Here is a 24,617-nt window from a genome sequence, read left to right as displayed (position 1 = left end):
CTATTCCCTCACATTAAGATGAATAAACTCACACCGCCCAATGAACGCAAAAATGCGCGCCTCATCAACTTTCTTAACTGAACTGTATCAGATTTAACATTTTGTGATTTTTATCGCGGATAAATTTTAATCTTCCGCTATTTTTAAATTCCCTTTCACTCATGGAGGACGATGTAATGAAACACAAATCGTTTTATCGCCTCATTGCCGCAGGCGGTCTGCACTTCTGGTATAACCTCGATCCGCGTATTTCTAACGACTTTCCGCGTTAATTCTCCTTAGCCGTTCAACATCAATAAAAAATTAACTGAACACTACGTTTGGTCGGTATTTCTTGCGCCTGTTAAAGGCACAAAAATAACGTTCACGTAGCGCGACATGCTATTGGAGAAATAATATGAAACGTATTCCTGAGCCGTTCCGCATTAAAATGGTAGAAAACATTCGTATGACCACCTGGGACGACCGTGTTAAAGCGCTTGAAGAAGCGGGATATAACCCTTTTCTGCTCAGAAGCGATGATGTATATATCGACCTGTTGACCGACTCCGGCACTGGCGCAATGAGCGATCGTCAATGGTCAGGCCTGATGATGGGCGATGAAGCCTACGCCGGCTCACGCAACTATTACCATCTGTGCGACAAAGTAAAAGAACTGATCGGCTACCCGTTCACGATCCCAACGCACCAGGGACGCGGCGCCGAGCAAATTCTGTTTCCCTGCCTGATTGCCCGCCGCAACGCTGAAAAACCGGTCTTTATTTCCAACTTCCACTTTGATACGACCGCCGCCCATGTCGAATTAAACGGCGCGAAAGCCATCAACGTGGTGACGCCAAAAGCGTTCGACACCACCTCATGGTACGACTGGAAAGGCAACTTTGATATCGACCTGCTCAACGCCACTATCGCGGAACATGGCGCAGAAAACGTCGCGGCGATTATCACCACCGTCACCTGCAACAGCTCAGGCGGCCAGCCGGTTTCCATCGCCAATATGCGCGAGGTGTATCAAATAGCGAAGCGGCACAATATTCCGGTGGTCATCGACTCCGCCCGCTTCTGCGAAAACGCCTGGTTTATTAAACAGCGCGAAGAGGGATACGCGGATAAAACGGTGAAAGAGATCGTCCGTGAGATGTACCAGTATGGGGATATGCTGACCATGTCGGCGAAGAAAGATCCGATGGTCAATATCGGCGGGCTGTGCTGCTTCCGTGATGATGAAGATCTGTTCAACGACGTGCGCATTCGCTGCGTGCCGATGGAAGGGTTTGTCACTTACGGCGGGCTGGCGGGGCGCGATATGGAAGCGCTGGCGATCGGCCTCGAAGAAGGGATGAATGAAGATTTTCTCGCCTATCGGATTAACCAGGTGGAATACCTGGGCGAACGGCTGCGCGAAGGGGGGATTCCAATCCAGTATCCAACCGGGGGCCACGCGGTATTTGTCGATGCGAAGCTGCTGCTGCCGCACATTCCGGCAGAACAGTTCCCGGCTCATGCGCTGAATAACGAACTGTACCTGGAAGCCGGGATTCGCAGCGTGGAAATTGGCTCTCTGCTGCTTGGGCGCGATCCTGCCACTGGCAAACAAAAACCGTCGCCAATGGAGTTGCTGCGTCTGACGATCCCCCGCCGGGTCTACACCAACGATCACATGGATTATATCGCGGATGCGTTAATCGCCGTAAAAGCCCGCGCCGCATCGATCAAAGGGCTGACTTTCACCTATGAACCGCCGGTGCTACGCCACTTTGTGGCCCGGCTGAAACCGGTGAAATAACGTTCTGATACGCGCTCCCCTGCGGGAGCGCGATTCCGCTATTTAATACGATATTCAACGCATTCAGGCATGAGAAAAGCGGGATCGCCCTTTTCTCTGCACAATGACGGGCATAGCCACGCGAGGAAAACGCACTATGGCTACATTATCGGTCGCAAATAAAGCGCCGTCGCTGATCGGCGGGGCAATGATTATCGGTGGAACCATTATTGGCGCGGGCATGTTTTCTCTCCCGGTGGTGATGTCTGGCGCCTGGTTTTTCTGGTCACTGCTGGCATTAATTTTTACCTGGTTTTGTATGCTGCATTCCGGGTTAATGATCCTGGAAGCAAACCTGAATTATCATATTGGCGCCAGCTTCGACACGATTACCAAAGACCTGCTGGGAAATCGCTGGAATATTATTAACGGTCTGACCGTCGCGTTCGTGCTGTATATTCTGACTTACGCCTATATTTCCGCCAGCGGTTCGGTTATTCACCATACCTTTGCACAAATGGGGATCGTCTTTCCGGCCAGGCTCGGCGGGTTATTATTCGCCCTGGCGGTAGCGTTTATTGTCTGGCTAAGCACCCGGGCGGTGAGCCGTATGACGACCATTGTGCTGGGCGCTAAAATTCTCACCTTCTTTATGACGTTTGGCGGTTTGCTCTGGCACGTCCAGCCAACGATTTTACTCAATACCGCTGAAGTCAGCCCCAGCTACCTGCCCTACGTCCTGATGACGTTGCCGTTCTGTCTCGCCTCATTTGGTTATCACGGCAACGTGCCCAGTCTGATGAAATATTACGGCAAAGATCCGTTAACCATCCGTCGCTGCCTGCTACTGGGAACGTTGATGGCGCTGGTGCTGTATATCATCTGGCTGGTCGGTACGATGGGGAATATTCCGCGTCCGGCGTTTATTGAGATCGCCGAAAAAGGCGGCAATATCGACGTGCTGGTACAGACGCTGAGCGGTTTGCTGAACAGCTCAACGCTCGATCTGCTGCTGACCGTCTTCTCCAACTTTGCCGTCGCCAGTTCGTTCCTCGGCGTTACGCTGGGATTATTTGATTACCTCGCCGATCTCTTCAGGTTCGACGACTCGCCAAAAGGACGTTTCAAAACTGCGCTGGTCACGTTTCTGCCGCCCATCACCGGCGGTTTAATCTGGCCAAATGGGTTTATCTACGCCATCGGTTTTGCCGGGCTGGCCGCCACCGTCTGGGCGGCGATTGTCCCGGCGCTGCTGGCGCGCGCATCGCGCAAACGCTTTAACAGCCCGCACTATCGGGTATGGGGAGGCAACGCAATGATCGTCCTGATTTTATGCTTTGGGGCAGCTAACGCGCTTATCCATATTCTATCCAGCATTAACCTTCTGCCGGTATACCGGTAGTACGCCGTGCGCGGCGGCATAAAATAAAAAGGGAACCGCCGGGTTCCCTTTTCAACACTGGTGACGCGCTGTGCGAAAGTCTAAAAGATCCCTTTCTGACGCACTTTACTCATCTTCTGCGTCGGCGCGTCTACGGTACTGAGATCGACTTCTTCAGCATTTACGGATTTAGCCGGTTCCGCTGCTGACGTGCGCCCCGTCACGCGCAGCTGTTGCAACAGCAGATGCTGCTGTTCCAGCAAGACTTTGAGCTGGGCAACCTCTTCGCGCAGTTTTGCCGTCTCCTCATGCTGCGTGTTATCCGATGGCGCTGCGGCAACCTGCTGTTTTTGCAGGGTCTGCGCCATCAGCGTACGCATTTGCGCCAGCTGCTGTTCGCTGAAGTCTTTCTCTTTTTCTGCATCGCCATCGCCGGTCATGAGGGCGACGGGCAGCAAATTGCTCTCCTGCAATTCCGCACAAAGGGATTCGAGGCTCAAACCTTCCCGGCTCAGGGATTCTGCAACATGGCTGCACAATTGCGGGTTGAGAAGATGCAATTGCAGGCCGGACAGATAGATATTGCGATGAAACTGGCGGATCTCCATGTTGGCGTCATTGACGTCGCTCCCGTCCCGCTGCACTGCGCCATACCATTTTTTTAGTTGCAGCATCGCGCGCAAATCCGCGCGCGATCGCTCTGGCGACAAATGCAATGAGAGGTTAACACGGCGGATCTGCCTGTTACTCATCGTCGCCTACCTCAACCATTTGCGGCGAATCAATCTGCTCAACGCCTGACTCAGCATGGTACAGGCAGATCTCGCGCGAGAGCGCGCTTTGCGGGTTGTCGAGCGTCACCACGCGATCGCCGAGCGTCGAATAGGCCTGGCGCAGAGCGGATTCGATCAGATGCGCGCCGCCGCCGACCAGATAAACGCGGTTAGGGTTCTTAGCGAATTTCTTCGCTTCATAAGCCACCTGATCGCCAAGTTCCTGAATCTTGATCTCGATCCGTTCAAGGATCTCGTCAATCCGCGATTCATCGTTGATGACGCTTCTGACAAAATCCAGATCGTTGCGACGCTTAATCAGCTCGTTCGCCACCAGGTAGCTGGAGTCGCTGTCCGCCGCCGCCAGTAATTTACGCGTGGCGTCCGTCACCATCGCCACGCCGATTTCGTTGTTGCCGTAAATTGCGGAAACATCGTCAAACTCGCCGACAATCACCCCCATGTCCAGCGTTGTCCCGCCGCAGTCGATGACCAGCGACTTGGTGAATTCATTCACGTTGGAGTTAAGCAGATGCGACAGCGCCGCAGGCAGGCTCTCCGGCATAACATGCACATCAACGATACGGAACAGCTCGCCTTTATTCAGCGAGATCTCACGCATCAGGTTGCGACGTTTCGCTTCGATGCGCTCATCGTTACGCTGGCAATCGTCCGGCTTGTAGAATTGCGTAATCGGCAGTGTGACGATAACTTCAACGTCACGCGGCGTCAGGCCGGTTTGCAGCAGCGCATGATGAACCGCCAGCAGATTCAAATCGTCATACTGGTATTCGATGTGCGTCGTGGAAAGCGCTTTATCCGAGGTCGCATCATAGGTGTATTTCGTGGTGCCGATGGTGTAGTTGTATACCGACTGACCACGCAGCAGCGCCGCGCTTTTCCAGTCCTTACGGAAGGAGTTCGGCGAAACAACGGTCTTCAGCGTACCGTTTTCAATCCAGCTAATTTTCACATTGGTTGAGCCATCATCAATGGCGAATTTCATACGTGTTGCGGTCATGGGTTTTAACTCAATCTAAGGGTCATTTTTACAGCGTCGCCTCTTCCGTCAGAATGCGGCGAGCGCCGAGGTAATGCGATTGCCAGAAATCATCTGAAAGCTGGCTAATGCGGATATTTAGCCCGCTACGCGGGGCCTCAATAAACTCATCGTTTCCAAGGTAGACGCCAACATGGTCGGCGCCCGGTCGCTGGTTAATGTTAAAAAACACCAGATCGCCGCGACGGAGTTTATCTACGCGAATATGTTTAAGAGTGGGGTCCTGATACATGCCGTTTGCCGTGCGGGGTAGCTTGCGCTCCAGCACATGATTGAAGGCGTAGAAAACCAGGCCACTGCAATCAAATCCTTCCAGCGGATTTTTACCGCCCCAGACATAGGGCTTACCTAACTGGTCTTCCAGACGCTTGATGACGGTATGTAATCGGGACGCCAGTTTCGGGCTGATGCGCCCCGTTTTGTCCTTCCCTTTGCGCGCCTGACTCCACAGCATGTCGGAGCCGCCCAGGCTACCGGGCTGCCAGCGGGCATGCATTGCCAGCATCTCGCGGTTTTTAGTGCGGTCAGCCAGTTTTTTCGCCGTTTCCCGCTGCTTTTGTTCCGGCGTTAACGGTACGACGGCAGTCCGTTTTTTCACTTTCGCCATCAGCCGCTCGCGATTTTTTTTCCGCATCTGCAACGCGTTTTCCTGCTGCGTCATACCCGCTTCTACAGGCTTCGGCTTTGCGATGCTGTAGCCCGTCGGCATCAGCAATAACAGGATGAGAGAAAAAAAAGGTACCTGGCGGCACAGAACATGCCGGGCAGGTACAAAACGGACAGAACGGATGAAACGTTTCACAGCAATAACGATCTGATTAATGGTTTTTCGTCAGTTTATCGGTCAGCGGTTTAATGACTTTTTCGCCATGCTGCCCAAAGAACTGGTACAGAGAATCACTGGCGGAATGCGTCAGCACCATAATTTCAATGCGGCGGTTCGCGGAACTCAGCGGATGTTGCGGGTCAAGCAACATCTGATCCGCCATGCCGCTCACTTGCAGAATTTTGCTTTGATCCAGCCCCCCGGTGGTCAGAACCGCCCGCGCCTGCATGGCGCGTTCACCGGACAGGTTCCAGTTGTTATAAAGCACCTGATCGCGAAAACGCGTGGCATCGGTATGGCCGGTGATGATGATCTTGTTGTCGATCTTGTTCAGTTCCGGCGCAAACTCCGTCAGTAAGCGTTTGAAAAACGGCGTCAGGATTGCGCTACTGCGCTGGAACATCTCGCGTTTTTGATCGTCCGAGACCAGAATACGCAGCCCCTGCGGCACAATTTCCATTTTCAGGTTGGCTTGCGCATCGTACGTCGAGGTGATTTTCATGATAATGCGCGCCAGATCTTCAATCTCATTACGCGAGCGGGCGTTCACGTCGTCCAGGCTTTCCGTCTGTTTCGCCTGCTGAGCAACCTGCTTCTCCGCATCGGTCAACGGTTTTGACGACTCTGCCGTTTTCGACGATTTAGGCGTTTTCGGATGACGGCTGTCAATCAGCGAAAGCTGCCCGCCCTGCCCCTCTTTTTGCGTAATGGGCGTTAATGAGTTGCCTTCAAAGACCGACTCGCCATTAAGCATGGAGACAATCTCTTTACGTTCTTCTTCCGTTACCGCGCCCATGATCCACAGCACCATAAACAGCGCCATCATTGCCAGCGTGAAGTCTGCGAAGGCCACTTTCCAGGCGCCGCCATGAAATTCATCATGGCTTTTACGCGAGGAGCGTTTGATGATCGTGGTATGTTCTTTGCTGCGGTTACGCATCAGGCATCACCCATCATCTGGTTTACCCAACCGTCCAGCGTCGCGAATGTCGGTTTCGTGTCCATCGGCAGCATTTTGCGCCCGGCATCGACCGCCAGCAGCGTCGGCTTACCGGCAACGTGGTTCACCAGTACGGTACGCACGCACTCCAGCACCGAGATTTGCTTTTTGGTGCGTTGCTCCATGGCGTTCGCCACCGGGTCCATCAGGCAGTAACAGAAGAATACGCCGAGGAAGGTTCCCACCAGAGCGGCCGCAACCTTCACGCCGATGACCGCAATCGAGCCGTCAATGGATTGCATGGTAATGATGATGCCAAGTACCGCCGCGCAGATGCCGAATCCAGGCATCGCTTCCGCAGTACGTTGCAAAGAGCGGGACGGTTGCAGAAGGTTCTCTTCCATTGCCACCAGTTCCTGTTCGAGAATCCCTTCCAGCTCGTGCTCGTTGATTTTCCCCATCGCCATCAGGCGGAAGTTATCGGAGATGAACGTCACCAGCGCTTTGTCGTGCAGCATGAGGGGGTATTTCTGGAATAACGCGCTGTTTTCCGGTGCTTCGATATGCTCATCCAGCACCTTCAGGCCACCGTCCTGCACCAGTTCCAGCAGTTCATACAGCAGCATCAGCAGCTGGCGCTGATACTCATCGGTATATTCGTTTTTGCGCATAATGCCGCGAAACTGACGGTACATTTCGCTCAGCACCGCTTTGGGGTTCGCCAGTACCATCGCCCCCAGTCCCGCGCCAAGAATAATGATGATTTCACCCGGCTGCCAGAATGAGGCGAGGTGTCCGCCTGACAAAATAAAGCCGCCGACAACACACCCCATGATGATGAGAATACCTAAGAATTTCTGCATAAACCTTTCACTTCTGGAAAAAAGACTGAATTTTTTGCGCAATGATTTTATTGAGCTGACATACCCTGGCCTCGGTTAAATTGAGGACCAGCGCAATTTCCTTCAGGCTCATTTCATGCTGGTAATAGAGCGTGAGAATAAGTTGCTCACGCTCATCAAGACTCGCCAACGCGTTGCGTAGCGTTCTGCTGACGATGATCTCTTCTTCAAGCGGACGGCTATCCAGCGCCCCCGCATATACGTCATTACCCAGAAGATCGTCGAGACTCTCCAGCGTTTTGGCGCAATCGAGTAAGAGATATTCCTGATACTCTTCAGCCGTAATGGAAAGATGGTGGCTGATATCCTCAAAGCTGGGCGTACGCCCCAGCTGACGCGCAATCTCGCGGATTGCGTCATTGAGCTTATGCGTTTTCTGTCGCAAACGACGCGGACGCCAGTCAAGCAACCGCAGCTCATCCAGTACCGCGCCGCGAACGCGTTGTATGGCATAAGCGGCAAACTGCTCATCAGGATGACCGTAACGGCGCAACGAGGTTAATAACCCCATTAGCGCGATCTGTTCCATATCATCCCGATCAATAACGCTACTGGTCTGGTAAGCGAGTTGCTTCACCACTTTGTTGACGAGCGGCAGATACGTGCTGACATAGCGCGCTTCATCCGCAGACGTCAGCGTTTCACTTGCGATAAAATCCATCATGTCCAATACGGCTTATCAATCACTGGAAGACCATTTTGCTGATGATGACGTCATCAAAGGGGACGTCCATCTTCAGGCTGTCGAATCTGGCGGCATAGGCGGCTTTGAGTTTGTCGTGCAGGTTGCTGACGCTTAGCGCACGCACGGCGTCATAGTCCATTTCGGAAAACAGATTGACGGTCGCTCCACGAATCGCAGGGATCATGTCTTGCGCCGTCCGCGCGTTTTCCGCGCTCATGGTCGCCAGGTTCAGTTCCAGCATCAGATAACGCTCCGCATTACCTTTCCCTTTCAGGGTGATGAGGATGTTTTTAATTTCCACGAACTCCACCTGTTGCGGCGTGGAGGATTTAAATAAGCTCGTCAACGGATTGCTCTCCGATGCCGTGTCCGCGCGAAGTAGCCAGGTGCCGGCAACGGTTAAACATGCCGTCAGTAAAGCGGTAACCAAAGCGATCGCCAGCCCAAAGGAGATTGTTTTTGCGTTCATAAATGTCTTTTTGTTAAACGGTCAGTAATACCGAATCATCTTCACGGCGGGTGCTTTCTGATTCCGGCAGACCTGCCGCGATCTCATCTCCCGCCTGAATGATGGCGTGTTGTTGTGCGAACTGCTGTTCTTTGCCCTGCTGCTGCCCTGACTGAGAGGAGACCTGCACGTTTACCTGAACAAAGTTCTGTTCGGTCAGGCTCTGGCGCAGATCGTTGCTCGTTTGCTGAAGCGCACGATAGACCTCAGCATGGCTGGCGTTGATTTGTACCTGTACGCGCCCGTTATCAAGCTGCAACGAGATGTCGATCTTGCCCATTTCAGGCGGATCGAGACGGATAGTGGCGTGCTGGATCTGGTTCTTCACCTGAAGTTGCAGACGATCGCCCAACGCGCTTTGCAACTGCTGCGTCCAGCGGGAGGTTTCCGTATCAAGTTTTAATGTCGAGGTATGCGCAGACATTGCATCAGGCGTTACCGCCGCCGTTGGCGTCGTGGAGACAACGGAGACCGGCTGCGCATTCACTGTCGGCGTCGCCACAGCGACTGCGGTCATAAGCTGCGGCGTAATGTGCTGCAACCCTGCGGTTGGCGTCTGCGGCGACTCGGTCGCAGGCGTTACGTTAACCCCTGCCGCCAGCGTCGGGCGCAGCGTTGGCGATAACGCCCCCTTCTCCTGCAACTGTCCCGCCAGTAACGGCTGCGTCTGCAACGTCAGCGCATTCATCTCGTTTTGCGAACGACCCGCGTAGCTGACGGGTTTAACCGGCATCTGCCCGGTCATCAACAGCGCCTGCAACAGCTGCTGTTGCGCATCGTCTTTCAACGGAGAGGCATCCTTCTGATGCCGATCGCCCGTATCGTCCTCGTCCTGCACGCTCACCGGCTGCGCGCTGACGGTAATCCCCAGGGCATTTTTGCCCTGCCCGCCCATCAGCGTGCTGACAACATTCATCAACGCATCGTTGAATCCTGGCTGCGTCTGCCCGGCAGATGACTGAGCGCCGCTCTGCCCGGCGATCGTCTCCGCCTGCATCGGCAAACCGGAAGCGTGCCCCGCATTTTGAGAAAGATTGAGAATATCCATTACCCCATATCCTCTGCGTCCATAAACGCGGCATACGCCGTCGCACCTTCACGATTGCGCATGGCGAGCGCCATTTTGTTCGCAATAATGTCGCTCTGCCCCTGACAGTAATCGCGCACCTGACGGTGAATCTCCCGCAGTTCGTCCAGGGCTTTGCTGTCTGCCGCGTCCAGGGGTTTACCCCGGACAGCGGTAAGCAATTCAGCAATCTTCAGGTCAACATTCCGTACGGCAGACCAGTTATGGTCGGCTGCGGCCTGGCGTAACGCCTGCATCAGCGTTCGCATCGTCAACGCATAGCTCATGTTCCCTGACCCATTTTTTCCCAGCCGTCCTGAATATTGCCGAGGATAACTTCCACCTCTTCAATATTTTCGACAGACAGCTTGTGGCTGGCGTCATAGAGACGGTAAACGCAGTAGTCATAAAGATTCGCCAGACTTAATGCCAGCTCGCCGCCTTTTTCAAAATCCAGCGCGCTGGTCAGCGCGTTCAGGATGTCGATGCATTTATTAATGCTTTGCGCCTTACGTTCGTAGCGACGCGCCGCAATATGGCTTTTCGCGCGTACCAGTTCGTCCATCAGGCCATTGAACAACATCAGCACTAACTGATGCGGATTCGCTGCTGCGGCCTGAATCGCCAGGTCAGATTGGTGATAGAGGCCGAAGCCTTCCTGCTCGTTACCGTACATTGAAAGTTAAATTCCCTAAGAATTAGCTAAACATACTCATGGTGTTATTCATCTGCGTCATGATCGACTGTAACTGCGTGAACTGCTTCAGGTAGCGGTTATAGGAGGACTCATAACGCGTGTTCATTTTTTCGGTTTTGGTGTCGATGTCGCGCTGCTGTCTGTCGAGCGTTTCCTGGCGACCTTTTAATAAACCGGTGCTGGTGTTCAGGTATTTATCCAGCGATTTATCCATCGCTTTAATCAGCCCGTTATTCCCGTTGAAGAAATCAGCGACCGATTGCGGATTTGATTTCAGTTGCTCATTGAGCGTGTCGGCGTCGATCGACAGCTTGCCGTCTTTGTCGGCAGTAATGCCGAACTTCGTCATGTTTTGATCGCCGAAGGTGCCGCGCAGCATGTTGCTCAGATCGTTGGTTAACGAGGAGATACTGGCATCACCGGCAAACGCGCCGCGCGAATCAGAGCTGCTGCCGGTCGCCGTCAGCCCGGAGATGGTGTCCTGCAACGTGTTATAGGCATCGATAAAGGCCTGGATTTGCTCCTTTGTCCCCGTGGCATCCGTGTCGACTGAAATAACCAGCGGCTTGTTGGCTTCGGTGGTGCCGGTCAGTTTGATCGAAACGCCGTCTACCAGGTTATCCAGGGTATTGGAGCTGCTGGAGTAAACGGTGCTGGAATCGCCAACGGTGAATTTGGCATCTTTACCGGCGGTAATCACATTCTCGCCATTAAAGATATCCTGACCGTTGGTCATGCCGCTGGTATCCAGCTGAATATCGTATTTCTCGCCGCTCTGATCGCTGCTCATCATCAGCGTCACCTTGCCATCAATACGCATCAGCGAAGCGGTAACGCCGTTCTGACCGTCGTCAGAGGTCGCGGTGTCAGACGCGCTCGGGAAATCCGCATTATTGATGGCGTCGGCAAAATCAGCGAGGCTGTCTAAATCATCCATCTCAATTTCAAGGCTCTCGCCGTTGAGATTGATCTTCAGCGTACCGCTGGCGTTTTTAATCGCCTCATCATCAAGCCCGTCAAACCCTTTCTGCTGCGCAGAAGCCAGTTGGGTGACGTTCAGGCTGTATGTCCCTTTACGGGCAGACGCGCTGGCGGTGATGGTCGCGATCCCTTCCTGGTTCATGGTCGCGGTATTTTTCAGCACGCTGGTGCTGGAGGAATTCAGCCCGGTGATTGCCGAACGGAAATCCGACAGGGCGGTACGCAGCGAGGAAAGCGCTTTTTTCTGCGCTTCCAGCGTGGAAGTCTGTGATTTCAGCGAGGTTTGCAGCGCAAGAATGTCATAGCCTGCCAACTGTGTGGCCAGTGTCGTTGGATCAAAATCAGACATAGTGGGTTTCTCCAGGCACGCGCGCCGCTTTCAACATACAGTAGATAAAGCAACTATCGTGCCAATTTTTTAATAAGTATTTATCAATGAGTTACGTAAGAGGAGGAATGTCCCCTTCCGCAATTTCCGGCAGAAGGAAGCGCATTGCCGGATACAAAAACACCGCCATACAGCGGTGTTTTAGGGGCAGATATCCGCGAAGGATTAACCCAGCAGAGACATCACCATGCTGGACATGCTGTTGGACTGTTTCAGCATGGACATGCTGGTTTGCGCCAGCATCTGGTTACGGGTCATAGAGGAGGCTTCGCTGGCGAAGTCCGCATCCTGAATGTTGCTCAGCGCCAGATCGGTGTTGTCTTTCATGTTCGCCAGGTTAGCCGCGGTGTGGCCCAGGCGGTTAATGCTCGCACCCATTTTGGAACGCACGGCGCCGACGTCATTCAGCGTAGTTTCCAGGTTGTTCATCAGATCTTTCGCGCCGGCAGCGTCAGTAATGTTGATGCCGCTGGCCGAGTAGTAGCTGCTGCCTGTATCGCTAATCGTGCCAAAACCGCCGCTGGCATCAATCAGCGAGTCGGTGCCAGAACCTTTCAGCTCTTTAGACAGATCAACCTGCATGGTTTCATCGGTGGAAGAGCCAATCTGGAAGTTCATCGCTTCGCCAAACTTACCGGAAGCGCCGAACAGTTTGTCACCTGCATAGGAGGTGTTGTTCATGATGTTCTGCAACTCAGAGTTCAGGTCGTTCAGCTCGGCGTTGATGGCATCGCGGTCTTTGGTGGTGTTGGTGTCGTTCGCTGCCTGGGTGGCAAGGTCTTTCATGCGGTACATGATGTTGCTCACTTCGTCGAACGCACCTTCGGAGGTCTGTAGCAGCGCAGTGGCATCAGAGATGTTGCGCTGTGCAACGGCCATGCCGTTGGTCTGGCCCTGCAAACGGGTGGCAATCTGTAGACCCGCCGCATCGTCCGCTGCGGAGTTAATACGCTTGCCAGTACCCAGACGTTCCATTGCGGTGGACAGCAGATTGTTGGATTTATTCAGGGCATTGGTGGATGCCATGGAAGAAGCGCTGGTGAAAATAGAAAGCGACATAGATATTCCTTATTCATTCAGGTCATTCATTCGTTGTACTGACTCAAAACGACACATCCATTTCGAAAATTAAATCCGACGACGTTCGAATGACCATTTTTCAGGCAACCCGGGGAAAAAATGGCGAAGAAAGACGGCAAAAAGGAGCAGCACGGCAACAGCAGACACAAAAAAAGCCGCACCCCGTGCAGGATGCAGCGTCATAAGAACACATCGCCTGCCTTTCCAGGCAAGCGGCGGCTTACTGTTAACCCAGCAGAGACATCACCATGCTGGACATGCTGTTGGACTGTTTCAGCATGGACATGCTGGTCTGCGCCAGCATCTGGTTACGCGTCATGGAGGAGGCTTCGCTGGCGAAGTCCGCATCCTGAATATTGCTCAGCGCCAGATCGGTGTTGTCTTTCATGTTTGCCAGGTTGGCCGCGGTGTGGCCCAGACGGTTAATGCTCGCACCCATTTTGGAGCGCACGGCGCCGACGTCATTCAGCGCCGTTTCCAGAGAGTTCATCATCGCCGTAGCGTCGGAGGCGCTCCCGATGTTGATACCGGAAGCGGTATTGTTCCAGTCACCGATACCCGAGAAACCAGAAGCGCTAAACAGGCCACTCGCTGTACCGCCCAGTTCATCACCCAGGCTCACGGTCATGGTTTCTCCAGAGGAAGAACCAATCTGGAAGTTCAGGGAATCGGCAAATTTACCGCCAGTACCGAATAATTTATCGCCTGCATAAGACGTGTTGCCCATGATGTTTTTCAGTTCGGCATTCAGGTCGTTCATTTCAGCGTTGATGGCATCACGGTCTTTGGTGGTGTTGGTGTCGTTCGCTGCCTGGGTGGCGAGATCTTTCATGCGGTACATGATGTTGCTCACTTCGTCGAACGCGCCTTCTGCGGTTTGCAGCAGTGCGGTGGCATCAGAGATGTTACGCTGCGCAACGGCCATGCCGTTGGTCTGACCCTGAAGGCGAGTGGCAATCTGCAAGCCCGCCGCATCGTCCGCTGCGGAGTTGATGCGTTTGCCGGTGCCCAGACGCTCCATTGCGGTAGACAGCAGATTGTTGGATTTATTCAGGGCATTGGTGGATGCCATAGAAGAAGCACTGGTGAAAATCGAAAGCGACATAATATATTTCTCCTTGGATTACCTGTCTGTTTTATCAGGTTCTTGTCGTTGCTGACTGATAAAAACGACCCACCACAACGAAAAATTAAATTCATTTAATGAAAATTTATTTAAAGATTTGTCACCCTCTTTTTTCAAGACGAAAAATATCCAATTAATTATTCTTATTATACCATCCTCAATAAACCACCTTTAGCCCGGCAATAAAACCAACCCCATAATTATTCAATCAGGCGACACAAACGATAAAAAAATTAACTCCGCTCCTTTATTTTTTCTTGTTTATTGTTTTAATCTGCCAAAAAATATACCCACACCCCATGAAAGGAGATTGATGAACACAAATTTTTCACATTCGCAGGGCCTGATTTTACATAAGGATCTTTTAACTATTTCGATTAACTTTTAATCAGAAGAATTAATAATAAGGCGAATCTTTCACTGCAAATGAGGTTGCACATCACATTTTTATCGCGTAAAAAGAGCGCCAGGAAAAGATGATTCCGCGATAATCAGAACAACAGCAGGCCGCTGGTGTCTTGTTTCTGAGTGCTGTTCAGGCTGAAAAACAAACTCAGCCATCGGCAAAAGCGCTTTTCGTTTCCTCACCTCCCGCAGGCAAGCGGCATTCATTAAGAATTTCAAATGGAATTAACAGATAGTCAACATCCGTGTTCAGGCTATATTTTCTTGCGATATTTAGCCGTTGCATTTACTGGGGTGGTATATCCATCGATGAATAAATGAATAAACGCTATTACTCCGTTAATAACTGGCTGGTTGATATCCCCTCTGGATCTATTCTCCATTTAACAACAGGGGAACGTAAACGTCTGGGAGAATATCAACTCAAGCTCCTTGAAACGCTCATGCAAGATGCGGGAAAGATCTTTACGCGTGAAGAACTCACCACGCTGGTCTGGGAACGCCGCGTCATCGGTAATAACAGTCTGCCCAATGCCATCCACGCGCTGCGTACGGCACTGGAAGACGACGGCAAAAAGCAAAAAATCATCAAAACCATCCCTAAAAAAGGGTATTTGCTTGAGCCTGATTATTGCTGCTTTATCGAAAAAGAAGAGAGCGAGGTTCGCGACCCCGAAGAAAATCATCTTCCGCTGGAAGAAAACGCCCCCTCCGATTTAGCCGGGGAATATGAGGTTGTCGACGAGACGTCACTTCCTGTCGCGGAACAAGTGAACGATATCGTCCGCGTCACGCCGCCTGCAACGACCAGGCCAGTGAAAAAATCCATCCACTGGACCACCGTGTTTTTACTGCTCGCGCTGACGGCGATCGGCAGCATACTCTTTACCGGCTGGTACATGAAACTGAAAGGTCATGAACATCTGGTCGCCCAGGAGATACAGCCTAACGTTTACAGCAACATCAACCTGTATTCCATTGGGACGAGCAGCGAGCCGTCTTATGACGCCAATAACTTGTACACCAAGCTGAAAGACACTTTTTATACCATTAATCAGCAGATCAAAATGCAGTCAGTCAGGATGAGCGTCTACTTTAGCATCACCAATTCATCGCTGAACTACACGTTCGCCCTTACCAGCCAGTGCGACAAAAAGCAGTTAGCGATGACGATTTATCACTGGCGTATCGATCCGACACGGCTGAACAACCTGATTATGCGTGAAACCCGGAGAAAACTGAATGAAATGGCAACATGCAAAGAAAGTTAATTTTGTGATTTTGTTGAGTATTTCCGTGCTTCTCGCCATCGCATTCGGCACCAGTGCCCTCACAGGCGGCGCAGAGCGACCCAATACGGATGTGGAAGGGACTTTCCAGCTTGGTTTCTATGACCTGATGTCGCAGACGAAAGAAATTTATAATTCACGGATGAAAACAACGAAAGGCACCATTCTGGCGACCATTACCAGCCCTGATGACAATCGTTTCGTACTAAAGGAAAAATTTACGCCGACGTCAGGGAAAAACGGCAAACTCTATTTTTACCTGACGCCCATCTACTACACCACCACGCACAAGGGGCTGATGATAGATGGTCTGGTCGATATGCTGATGAACACCAATTTCTGGATGGAGCCGCTGGCATTTAACGGGCAACCGTTGGTGGTAGGGCAAAGCGGGTCGATTTTTCTCTACCCTATCCAGCAGTAAGTCAAAACCGGAGGCGGAGGCCCGCTTCCGGTTACGATAATCACCCCAGCAAATTTTTTACCGTCGCCAGCCTGACGTTGGCCTGCGCGCCCAGCGCCCTGGAGAGGGTGCTGTAGCTGCTGGCGCTGCTCGCCAGCGCCTCTCCCAGGCCGCGCGCGGTTTCCCGGGCCTGCGCCGGGCTGTATACCGTCGCCATATCATTGATGCGCGACGCCACGCGCTCCTGCTGTTGACGAAGCCTGCTGCGCTGGGTGGTAATGTGCTCCAGCGTATTTTGCAGCTTTACCTGGCTTTCCCTTTCCCGACGCGTCGCCAGCGAAACAACCTCATCGCTGCTTGCCGTTTCCGCCTGTGGCGTGAGCAACGTAAACGCATCGGCGGGGAAATGCCTGCCCTCTCCGCGCACGGTGAGCTGTTGGCTGACCCGCTCCCAACGGCTTTCATCCACGCTGAACATCAGTTGCCCGTTTGCCGTCTGACGCGCATGAATCCCCAGACGGCCCAGCCCCACATTCAACTGGGTCAACGTCTGACGCGGCGTCGCCTCTTCCGGCAAAGAAATGGCGGTCATCTCACGCTGTCGCCCGCCCAGTGAAAATACCAGCGTTTCTCCCCCCGGCTGGCTGAGAAGCCTCTCACTGCCGGGAAGCGTAAAGTTAACCGTGCTTTTTTGCTCCAGCGACGCGGTCAGATGGCGATCGACAGTGCCGCCGGAAAGCTGCGTCCGACGCATCAAATGTTTTTGCAGCGTATTCGCCGGCTGCGTCGCATCGCCGCGAAGCGACGACTGACGCACCTGCAACAATTGTGTTTCCGTCTGCGCCAGATAGCTGTCAGCCTGCTGCACTGCCGTGAGTTGTTGATTTAGCTGTACGTTGTAGCGCATCGGACGGCGGGACAACAGCGCCGATTCGGGGAACGCATTGCGGGTCGCGGTGATTTCTGGCGCGTTGACGCGGCCGACCGTTTGCGGAGCATCAATGCTTCCGCGCCCGGTTGCGGGCGCGGAAGTCGTAAGGGACGTTGTTTTTAAACCTACCTGCATAACAATTACAACAGACTAAACAAGTTAAGCTGACTCACCATACTGTAAGCCTTATTAGTGATCTGCACCGACTGCGTATACAGTTGCAGGTTGATACTGGTGGTCGCCCAGTCCGTTTCGGACAGGTCCCGTACAACCTGATCGTTCGCAAGGCTGACATCGCTGTGCGCATCGCTGAGCAGCGTCAGGCGGTTCTGACGGCCGCCAAGATCGGTGAAGAGGCTGGAGATGTTATCGCTGGTATTTTGCGCGACACCGATCATCTCCTCCAGTTCGTCTTTATAGTCAGCGTAATTCGCGTTCGGGTCCTGCATTTTGTCGCTGAGCGCTTTCAATTTATTCAGCATCTCAAGGTCGTTTCCTGAACCGGAGAATGCCTGAGCAACATGGGTGTTTTCCGTAATAGAGACGCCGTTCGCAACAATCGTTTCGCGGCTGCTGTCATTGCCGCCATACACATACTGCCCTTTCGCCTCATCCCACGTTACCGTCTGGCTGTCGGTCTGCGTGCCGGAAAACAGATAGCTGCCGTTTTCATTTTTAGCGTTCAGGGTGGCGACCAGCGAATCCAGCATTGAAGAAAGCTCCATGCCGTAACCCGCCATATCTTTCTGGCTGAGCGTACTGTTATTCGCCAGCTTCAGCTTATCGCCGACCGCCAGCATCTGGTTACTGAGCGCGGTGATGTTCGACTCCTGAATCGACAGCGCGCCGCTCAGGCTGGAAATATTGCTCTGATACTGTTTAATCGCAGACTGCTCACGGTTCAGTTGCACCAGACGACTTGCGGAAACAGGATCGTCAGACGGCACATTAATGCGCTTTTGCGTCGACATCTGCTCCATCAACTTACTGATACGCGTGCCGTTAACGCCTAATTGCGCCAGCATGGCATTTGAGTTGTAAAGACTACTAATACGCATAATTTAAATTCTCTGATGGCGCTTAAAACATCCCCAGCAGGTCGCTGAAGATCTGATTTCCGGTGGAGATCACCTTCATGTTCGACTGGTAAGCCTGCATGTAGATCTGTAGATTAATCGCCTCTTCATCCTGGTTTACCGCGCTCAGGTTATCGCGCTGATTCTGCGCCTGGTCGCGCACCGTCGACGCCGCTTCCATTTCTGTTTTGCTCTGCTTACTGGCAATACCGATAGTGGAAATGATCGCCGCCGCCCCTTCGCTCAGACTCATATTTCCCAGACCCGGAATATCCGTTTTCTGGTTTTTCAGTTCGATCAGCGCCTTCAGGTTATCACCGTTGCCCGGTACGCCCGTGCCGTCGTCGGCCTGGATGCCGGACAGCGCCAGTTCTTCAGGCTTCAGGTCCGTCACCTGCAACATGCCCGCAGGATTGCTCGGATCGAAAGTAAACAGCGGCTTGCCTGAATTGCCATTCAGGTCATAGCCCTTCGCCAGCTGATCGTTAAACAGTTTTGCCACCGATTCCGCCATCCCTTGCACCGAATCTTTCATCTGTTGGAGGGTGCCGGTTTCATAATCATACAGCGCGCCAAGTTGACCGCCCGCCGACGGGTTCAGCGTGAACTCGCTGGTGGAAAATTTCAGCGTCAGCGTGGAGTTGCCGTTGGCGTCCTGCCCCGCGCTGAGCTGCCCGGCGACCTTACCGCTCACCAGCGGCTGACCATTCGCCATTGAGACGGTGTACCCGCTGGAACCATCGTCCGTCACCTTCACGTCCGCCAGCGTACTTAACTGTTTTACCAGTTCATCACGCTGATCGCGCAGTACGCTGCTGTTACCGCCGGTTGACTCCATGTCGGTAATTTTTTTGTTGTAGTCCGCAATACTGGTACTCAGGGTGTTGATCTGGTCAACCATCGCGTTGCGCTGGGTGTTGATCGACTCTTTCTGGCTGGAGATGAAGTTGTTAACGTTATTGAAACGGGTCGCCAGCGCGCCCGCCTGGTTAATAAGCTGCTGACGCAGCGCCGGGGATTCCGGCGTCTGGGTCAATGCGCTCAGGGCGCTGACAAAATCATCCAGCCCGTTACCAAGACTGGTAGAGTCGGTGCCGATCACCTGTTCCAGCGCGCCAATATATTGATTTCCGGTTTCGAAATAGCTGGCTTTCGAGTTGGTCTGCCACACCTGATTAACCAGATACTGACTGGAGATGCGGCGAATACTGTCGACCTGTACCCCGTTCCCGGCGGTAAAACCCGCTTCCCCCATTGGGCCGATGGAGCTTTGGATAATGCCCTGGCGGCTGTACCCCGGCGTCAGCAGGTTAGCGATGTTCATCGAGGTGACATTCATGCCCACCTGGGCTGCCTGCAAACCGCTGAAGGCAATATTAATCATACTCATGGCTTACTCCTGCCCGCGCATTACCGGAACCACAGGCGTTTTAAGTTCTTTCGGTTGCTCTTCTAAAGCGGTCATTTCATCCGTTTTCTTAAGCGGCGTATTCACCTGCGGCGAAAGCTGGTTGATGATCATCTGGGTAATCCCGGTGCTGCGCTGAGACGCCAGGTCAGACGCCAGTCGGTCATCGTAAAAATCACGCATCATCCGCTGCTGTTTGCTGTTGAAAGGGTTGTCTTCCCCCAGCACATCGGACGCCTTGCGCATTTGCGACAGCATGGAACGCAGCATCAGCGCCTCAAACTGTTCGGCGGCCTGTTCAAGATTCTGCGGCTTTACCTGCCCGGAGAGATCGCCGGGCAGAATCGCGGTTTGTCGGTTAATGGCATTCAGCATGGTATTTCCTTAAATCACGACCAGTTCAGCATCCAGCGCGCCGGCTTCATGCAGCGCCTGTAAGATAGCCATCGTGTCGTCCGGCACCGCACCAAGGCTGTTAATGGTATTCACGATGCTGCGCAGGCTGGTTCCCGCCGCAATAGTCACCATCTGACCCCGGCCACGATTAACGTTGACATCACTTTCCGGCGTGACGACCGTTCTTCCCTGGCTGAATGCGCCAGGCTGGCTGACGTTCGACGACTCGCGGATGGTGACGGTCAGGTTGCCGTGTGATACCGCCGCAGCGCGCACCACTACGCCATCGCCAATGACCACCGTTCCCGTTCGGGCGTTGAACACCACGCGTGGCGGCTGTTTACCGGCGTTAATCTGCACATCTTCCAGAGAGGACATAAAGGCCACCCGATCGCCCGCGCCCATCGGCGCACGTACCGCCACGTTAGTCGCGCTTTGCGCGGTCGCCGTGCCGGAACCAAAGGCGTTGTTCAGCGCGACTGCGACGCTGTTGGCAGTCTTAAAGCTGGGACGTTTCAGGTTCAGCATCACCACCGGCTCCTGCTGGAAATCGCTCGGCACTTCGCGCTCCACCGAGCCGCCGTTTGGCACACGGCCAACGGTCGCGGTGTTGATGGTCACGCTGGAGCCGCTGTTGCCCTCGGCTTTCACGCCGCCTACCACCACATTCCCCTGTGCCAGCGCATACACTTCGCCATCGGCACCGCGCAGTTGAGTCAGCAGCAGCGTACCGCCACGCAGGCTTTTCGCATCGCCAATCGAGGAGACGGTTACATCAATACTTTGCCCACGCGCATAGCCCGGCGGCAGCGTGGCGCTAATCGCCACGGCCGCGACGTTCTTCACCTTCGGATCAATCTTCGCAGGCAACTGCACGCCAAACTGGCGCAGCATGTTGGTAACGGACTGGCTGGTGAACTTGACCTGGTTTTTATCCCCTGTACCGTCAAGCCCCACAACCAGGCTGTAGCCCACCAGCTGGTTGCCGCGCACGCCCTGAATATCGACCACATCGCCAAGACGCTGCGCCGCCGCGTTCATGCTGCAAATCAGCAGGAAAAAGAGTGCCAGTTTACGCATCATGGCCTCCATTAAATTGGGAACAGCGGGTGGTTGAAGAAGCGGGTCAGCCAGCCTGCCGCATTCGCGTCGCTGAGCGCGCCGCGTCCGGCATAGGAGATACGGGCATTGGCGATTCGCTGTGAAGAGACGGAGTTGTCGCGTTCGATATCTTCCGCGCGCACCAGGCCCGTCACCCGCATATACTCATCCCCCTGGTTGAGGGTAAGCCATTTCTCCCCGCGAATCGCCAGCACGCCGTTTGGCAACACTTTATAAACCGCAACGGTGATCGCGCCGCGCAGACTGTTTTGCTGCTGCGAGGTGGCATTACCGTTAAAGTTTCGGTTGCCGTCAATCGAGCCGGAAAGCTTATCGATTGAATGGCCGAATGCTTCCGGTATCCCCAGGGAAACATCGTTTTTCTTACCAAAGTTAGTGCGCGCCTGCTTGCTGGCCTGAGTAGACTCATCCAGCTTAACGGTCAGGATGTCGCCTACGCGATAAGCCCGGCGATCCTGGGTCAACGACCAGTTGTAGTTGCCGTTATATAACCCACCGCCGCGCACCTGCGTTTCAGGCACCACGATATCTTCCGGCGGCGCATACGCCGCATCGTCTTTTTTCACCAGCAACGCCGGGCTTTCGCAGCCCGACAAAAACAGCGCCAGTAGACTGATAACTAACTGCTTTTTCATTTCTCTTTCACTTTAAAGCCCTGTCGTTACATCGACTGGGTGACAAACTTCAACATGTCATCGGCGGCAGAGACCATCTTGGCGTTCATTTCGTAGGCACGCTGAACGGTGATCATGTCGACCATCTCTTCAACGACCTGTACGTTAGAACCTTCCAGAGAGCCCTGCTCCAGCTGTCCGAGCGCGTCCTCACCGGGTACGCCTTCAACCGCTTCGCCGCTGGCCGCCGTTTCACGGTATAAGTTGCCGCCTATCGCCTCCAGACCGGCCGGATTGACGAAGTTCACCAGCGTCAACTGCCCCAGCTCCACCGGATCGGTTTCGCCTGCCACCGTCGCGGTAATGGTGCCGTCTTTACCAATCTGCAAATCTTTGACGTTCTCCGGCAATTCAATCTGCGGCACCAGCGGCAGCCCCTGCGCATTCGTCAGCACGCCATCTGGCGTTTTCTGGAAATTACCGGCGCGGGTATACGCGATATCGCCATCCGCAGTTTCCACCTGGAAGAACCCTTGCCCGGTGATTGCCACGTCGAAGGTTTGCCCGGTGTTCTGGATGCTGCCGACGGTAAACTCTTTCTGCGTCCCGACGATCTTCACCCCGGTGCCGTACTGAATGCCGGTCGGCGCGATATTGTTCTGATCGAGCTGCCCGCCTGGCGTGCGCTGATTCTGATAAAACAGATCGGCGAACATCGCGCGATCGCGTTTAAACCCGGTGGTGTTGACGTTCGCCAGGTTGTTGGAAATCGCGGTCATTTTGGCGTCCTGCGCCGCCAGGCCGGTTTTACTGATCCATAAAGCGGGATTCATCTTTATTCCTTCTTATTGTTATCAGGTGCCACGAATCAGACGGTTGCCTGAATTAGCGAGATCTTCAGCGGCTTTCATCATCTTGATTTGCGCTTCAAACTGACGATTCAGCGCGATGCTGGCGACCATCTCATTAATGGCCGAGACGTTAGCGGTTTCCAGATGCCCGGACGCCACCATCACCTCTTCATCGCGTGGGTTAATCGCCGTGTTGCTCACCAGAAAGCCATCCACATTTTTGCTCAGGTCGCTTACCGGAATGTTCACCAGCTTGATGCGGTCAACATCAACCGGCGCGGCAATATCGCCGTCGTCAGGCACGATAGTGATCACACCGTCTTCACCGATGCTGACGGACGAGAACGGCGGTAAAACGATCGGGCCGTTGTCACCTTCAACCGGCAGACCGTTGATCGACAGATCGCCCTCCGGGCTGACGTCGATCTGCCCGTTGCGGGTGTAAACCTCACGGTTGCCGCTGGCCAGCGCAATCAGCCCATCGCCTTTAATGGCGATATCCAGATTGCGCCCCGTTTCACGTACCGCGCCAAGCGTCATATCCACGCCGCCCTGAGTAGGCAGCGCCATATAACGCGAGGCATATCCCTCGCCGTTAACCTGCTGAGAAATCGCATTATCAAGATCGCTACGAAACCCCTGGGTATTCACATTCGCCAGGTTGTTTGCATGGATCTGCTGCTGCGACAAACTGCGCGATGCGCCGCTCATGGCGGTAAAAATCAAACGATCCATTACACCGCCTGGAAGAGAGCGTTCATCATGTTGTCGTTGGTGCTGATAACCTTCGTGTTTGCCTGGTAATTACGCTGCGCGGTCATCAGACCAACCAGCTCAGAGGTCAAATCCACGTTTGAGGATTCCAGCGCGCCGGATTTCACAGAACCCAGCAAACCGGTGCCCGGCGTTCCAGTCAGCGGCGCGCCGGAACTGGCGGTTTGTACCCACGTCGTGCCGTCTTTTGACGCCAGACCATTCGGGTTCGCAAAGTTCGCCAGCACCAGTTGCCCCTGCAACATCCGTTCGCCGTTGGAGAAGGTCGCGTAAACGCTGCCGTCTTCATCAATCGCCTGACCGGTACGTTCGCCAGACGCGTAGCCGCTACTGTTGTTTTTGCTGACGGAGAAGTCAGAACCGTACTGGCTGGTGCCGTTGTAGCTCAGATCGATAGAGAGATCCGCCGCGCCAGAGATCGATGTGGTCAGGTTCGTCAGGCCAACCGGGCTTTTCAGGACGCCCTGCTCGGTAAATTCTATCGCCTGGCTGCTGTCCGGGATTTCCACGTCGTCCATGTAATAGTGAACCTGCCAGGTGTTCTCGCCGGTTTTCACAAAATACTGGTTCAGCGTGTGCTCGCGTCCCAGGGAATCAAAAACCTGCGTGGTGTAGGTATTGTTATAGGAAGTGCTGTCTTTTGGGTTGAAAGGCGCCGTCTCCGGTTCGGCGGCGCGCGCATCCAGGTTGGCGGTGAAGTCGAGGCTGTCGGTCGCTTTCGCCGGAATAGAGCCGCTGCTGATCGTCAGATTGCCGATCGTCCCCACTTCTATCTCGCCGTTAGCATTAACCGGGTAGCCCTGAAGATACATCCCCAGGTTGTTGATCAGGTTGCCGCTACTGTCGGTGCCGAAGTAGCCCGCACGCGTATATGCCGTGGTCCCCGTGCTGTCGCGCACCATGAAAAATCCGCTATCGCTGATCGCCAGATCGAGCGCATTTCCGGTGGTAGAAATGTTTCCGCCTCGGGTAATACTCTGGGTCACACCAGAAACCCCTACGCCCAGCGGCTGGCTTTCCGCATACAGTGAGGAAAATTCCGCACGGCCGGATTTGAATCCTACGGTGCCGGAGTTCGCAATGTTGTTGGAAATGGCGTTCAACTGCTCGGTAATCGCATTCAGACCGGAGGTCGCGATATTAAAACTCATAATAAATTCCTGTTAACTC

The 24,617-nt window shown here is 53.8% G+C and carries 28 protein-coding genes; 5 read left to right on the top strand and 23 right to left on the bottom strand.

Going from position 1 to position 24,617, the window contains the following annotated elements; genetic code table 11:
- Nucleotides 1-176 precede the first annotated feature (176 nt).
- The 3 genes from tnaC to mtr all read left to right on the top strand — a co-directional run bounded on the left by tnaC (nt 177) and on the right by mtr (nt 3,167).
- Nucleotides 177-272 (top strand): tryptophanase leader peptide, encoded by a 96-nt coding sequence (gene tnaC, locus OGX84_RS16880; RefSeq protein ID WP_024130621.1) that lies wholly within the window; start codon nt 177-179, stop codon nt 270-272.
- Between the two features lie 125 nt (nt 273-397).
- Complete coding sequence (gene tnaA / locus OGX84_RS16875; RefSeq protein WP_012133668.1) at nt 398-1,786, top strand: tryptophanase; 1,389 nt, start codon at nt 398-400, stop codon at nt 1,784-1,786.
- Between the two features lie 136 nt (nt 1,787-1,922).
- Complete coding sequence (gene mtr / locus OGX84_RS16870) at nt 1,923-3,167, top strand: tryptophan permease (RefSeq protein WP_024130622.1); 1,245 nt, start codon at nt 1,923-1,925, stop codon at nt 3,165-3,167.
- 80 nt (nt 3,168-3,247) lie between these two features.
- Here mtr and OGX84_RS16865 read toward each other — a convergent pair whose 3' ends face one another.
- From OGX84_RS16865 to OGX84_RS16800, 14 genes are all read right to left on the bottom strand, one after another.
- Complete coding sequence (locus tag OGX84_RS16865; protein ID WP_146235382.1) at nt 3,248-3,898, bottom strand: hypothetical protein; 651 nt, start codon at nt 3,896-3,898, stop codon at nt 3,248-3,250.
- Nucleotides 3,891-4,925 (bottom strand): plasmid segregation protein ParM domain-containing protein, encoded by a 1,035-nt coding sequence (parM, locus tag OGX84_RS16860; RefSeq protein ID WP_197982146.1) that lies wholly within the window; start codon nt 4,923-4,925, stop codon nt 3,891-3,893. The genes OGX84_RS16865 and parM overlap by 8 nt, the downstream gene beginning before the upstream one ends.
- A 43-nt stretch (nt 4,926-4,968) precedes the next feature.
- Nucleotides 4,969-5,781, bottom strand: a complete 813-nt coding sequence (locus OGX84_RS16855; protein ID WP_309300386.1) for a C40 family peptidase — start codon at nt 5,779-5,781, stop codon at nt 4,969-4,971.
- A gap of 16 nt (nt 5,782-5,797) precedes the next feature.
- Nucleotides 5,798-6,745, bottom strand: a complete 948-nt coding sequence (gene lafU / locus OGX84_RS16850; RefSeq protein WP_049011584.1) for a putative lateral flagellar export/assembly protein LafU — start codon at nt 6,743-6,745, stop codon at nt 5,798-5,800.
- A complete protein-coding gene (gene motA / locus OGX84_RS16845) occupies nt 6,745-7,608 on the bottom strand; it encodes a flagellar motor stator protein MotA (RefSeq protein ID WP_012133674.1) in 864 nt (287 codons plus the stop codon). Before motA ends, lafU begins: the two co-directional genes overlap by 1 nt.
- Nucleotides 7,609-7,615: 7 nt before the next feature.
- On the bottom strand, nt 7,616-8,311 hold the full coding sequence (locus OGX84_RS16840) for a FliA/WhiG family RNA polymerase sigma factor (protein ID WP_071259969.1): 696 nt from the start codon (nt 8,309-8,311) through the stop codon (nt 7,616-7,618).
- A 19-nt stretch (nt 8,312-8,330) separates the two neighbouring features.
- Nucleotides 8,331-8,801, bottom strand: a complete 471-nt coding sequence (locus OGX84_RS16835; protein ID WP_012133676.1) for a flagellar basal body-associated FliL family protein — start codon at nt 8,799-8,801, stop codon at nt 8,331-8,333.
- 13 nt (nt 8,802-8,814) lie between these two features.
- On the bottom strand, nt 8,815-9,888 hold the full coding sequence (locus tag OGX84_RS16830) for a flagellar hook-length control protein FliK (protein WP_012133678.1): 1,074 nt from the start codon (nt 9,886-9,888) through the stop codon (nt 8,815-8,817).
- On the bottom strand, nt 9,888-10,193 hold the full coding sequence (locus OGX84_RS16825) for a hypothetical protein (RefSeq protein ID WP_012133679.1): 306 nt from the start codon (nt 10,191-10,193) through the stop codon (nt 9,888-9,890). The genes OGX84_RS16830 and OGX84_RS16825 overlap by 1 nt, the downstream gene beginning before the upstream one ends.
- Entirely contained in the window at nt 10,190-10,582 is a 393-nt protein-coding gene (fliS, locus tag OGX84_RS16820; RefSeq protein ID WP_012133681.1) for a flagellar export chaperone FliS, read from the bottom strand. Before fliS ends, OGX84_RS16825 begins: the two co-directional genes overlap by 4 nt.
- 22 nt (nt 10,583-10,604) lie before the next feature.
- Nucleotides 10,605-11,933: a flagellar filament capping protein FliD gene (gene fliD / locus OGX84_RS16815; RefSeq protein WP_047458617.1), complete on the bottom strand. Its 1,329-nt coding sequence runs from the start codon at nt 11,931-11,933 to the stop codon at nt 10,605-10,607.
- Nucleotides 11,934-12,137: 204 nt separating this feature from the next.
- Nucleotides 12,138-13,031 carry a flagellin N-terminal helical domain-containing protein gene (locus OGX84_RS16810; protein ID WP_058668671.1) on the bottom strand — a complete coding sequence of 298 codons (894 nt, stop codon included), beginning with the start codon at nt 13,029-13,031 and terminating at the stop codon, nt 12,138-12,140.
- Nucleotides 13,032-13,100: 69 nt separating this feature from the next.
- Nucleotides 13,101-13,235 (bottom strand): hypothetical protein, encoded by a 135-nt coding sequence (locus tag OGX84_RS16805; protein WP_258525368.1) that lies wholly within the window; start codon nt 13,233-13,235, stop codon nt 13,101-13,103.
- Between the two features lie 43 nt (nt 13,236-13,278).
- Nucleotides 13,279-14,157, bottom strand: coding sequence for a flagellin N-terminal helical domain-containing protein (locus OGX84_RS16800; RefSeq protein WP_024130628.1), 879 nt, complete (start codon nt 14,155-14,157; stop codon nt 13,279-13,281).
- A gap of 743 nt (nt 14,158-14,900) precedes the next feature.
- Here OGX84_RS16800 and OGX84_RS16795 point away from each other — a divergent pair.
- Nucleotides 14,901-15,854 carry a winged helix-turn-helix domain-containing protein gene (locus OGX84_RS16795; protein ID WP_047458621.1) on the top strand — a complete coding sequence of 318 codons (954 nt, stop codon included), beginning with the start codon at nt 14,901-14,903 and terminating at the stop codon, nt 15,852-15,854.
- The gene (locus tag OGX84_RS16790) at nt 15,826-16,296 is read left to right on the top strand and encodes a hypothetical protein (RefSeq protein WP_110494617.1); all 471 of its coding nucleotides are present in this window, start codon (nt 15,826-15,828) and stop codon (nt 16,294-16,296) included. The genes OGX84_RS16795 and OGX84_RS16790 overlap by 29 nt, the downstream gene beginning before the upstream one ends.
- A gap of 40 nt (nt 16,297-16,336) precedes the next feature.
- Here OGX84_RS16790 and OGX84_RS16785 read toward each other — a convergent pair whose 3' ends face one another.
- Genes OGX84_RS16785 through flgE form a run of 9 tightly spaced genes read right to left on the bottom strand, consistent with a single transcriptional unit; the run spans nt 16,337 to nt 24,598 of the window.
- Nucleotides 16,337-17,341, bottom strand: a complete 1,005-nt coding sequence (locus OGX84_RS16785) for a hypothetical protein (protein ID WP_112002451.1) — start codon at nt 17,339-17,341, stop codon at nt 16,337-16,339.
- Between the two features lie 5 nt (nt 17,342-17,346).
- Nucleotides 17,347-18,264, bottom strand: a complete 918-nt coding sequence (gene flgL / locus OGX84_RS16780) for a flagellar hook-associated protein FlgL (RefSeq protein ID WP_075203780.1) — start codon at nt 18,262-18,264, stop codon at nt 17,347-17,349.
- Nucleotides 18,265-18,286: 22 nt separating this feature from the next.
- Nucleotides 18,287-19,672, bottom strand: a complete 1,386-nt coding sequence (gene flgK, locus OGX84_RS16775) for a flagellar hook-associated protein FlgK (RefSeq protein ID WP_012133692.1) — start codon at nt 19,670-19,672, stop codon at nt 18,287-18,289.
- 3 nt (nt 19,673-19,675) lie between these two features.
- Nucleotides 19,676-20,065, bottom strand: coding sequence for a rod-binding protein (locus tag OGX84_RS16770; RefSeq protein ID WP_012133693.1), 390 nt, complete (start codon nt 20,063-20,065; stop codon nt 19,676-19,678).
- Between the two features lie 9 nt (nt 20,066-20,074).
- Nucleotides 20,075-21,178 (bottom strand): flagellar basal body P-ring protein FlgI, encoded by a 1,104-nt coding sequence (locus tag OGX84_RS16765; RefSeq protein ID WP_370906151.1) that lies wholly within the window; start codon nt 21,176-21,178, stop codon nt 20,075-20,077.
- Complete coding sequence (flgH, locus tag OGX84_RS16760; RefSeq protein WP_012133695.1) at nt 21,178-21,843, bottom strand: flagellar basal body L-ring protein FlgH; 666 nt, start codon at nt 21,841-21,843, stop codon at nt 21,178-21,180. Before flgH ends, OGX84_RS16765 begins: the two co-directional genes overlap by 1 nt.
- A gap of 26 nt (nt 21,844-21,869) precedes the next feature.
- On the bottom strand, nt 21,870-22,655 hold the full coding sequence (gene flgG / locus OGX84_RS16755; RefSeq protein ID WP_012133696.1) for a flagellar basal-body rod protein FlgG: 786 nt from the start codon (nt 22,653-22,655) through the stop codon (nt 21,870-21,872).
- Between the two features lie 21 nt (nt 22,656-22,676).
- Nucleotides 22,677-23,408, bottom strand: coding sequence for a flagellar basal body rod protein FlgF (locus OGX84_RS16750; RefSeq protein ID WP_286458219.1), 732 nt, complete (start codon nt 23,406-23,408; stop codon nt 22,677-22,679).
- A complete protein-coding gene (flgE, locus tag OGX84_RS16745; protein ID WP_012133698.1) occupies nt 23,408-24,598 on the bottom strand; it encodes a flagellar hook protein FlgE in 1,191 nt (396 codons plus the stop codon). Before flgE ends, OGX84_RS16750 begins: the two co-directional genes overlap by 1 nt.
- Nucleotides 24,599-24,617: the final 19 nt, after the last annotated feature.

The organism is Citrobacter sp. CK202, assembly GCF_030333225.1.
Lineage (GTDB): Bacteria > Pseudomonadota > Gammaproteobacteria > Enterobacterales > Enterobacteriaceae > Citrobacter_B > Citrobacter_B koseri.
The sequence above is the reverse complement of the archived record's forward strand: the minus strand, read 5'-3'. Positions and strand labels throughout refer to the sequence as shown.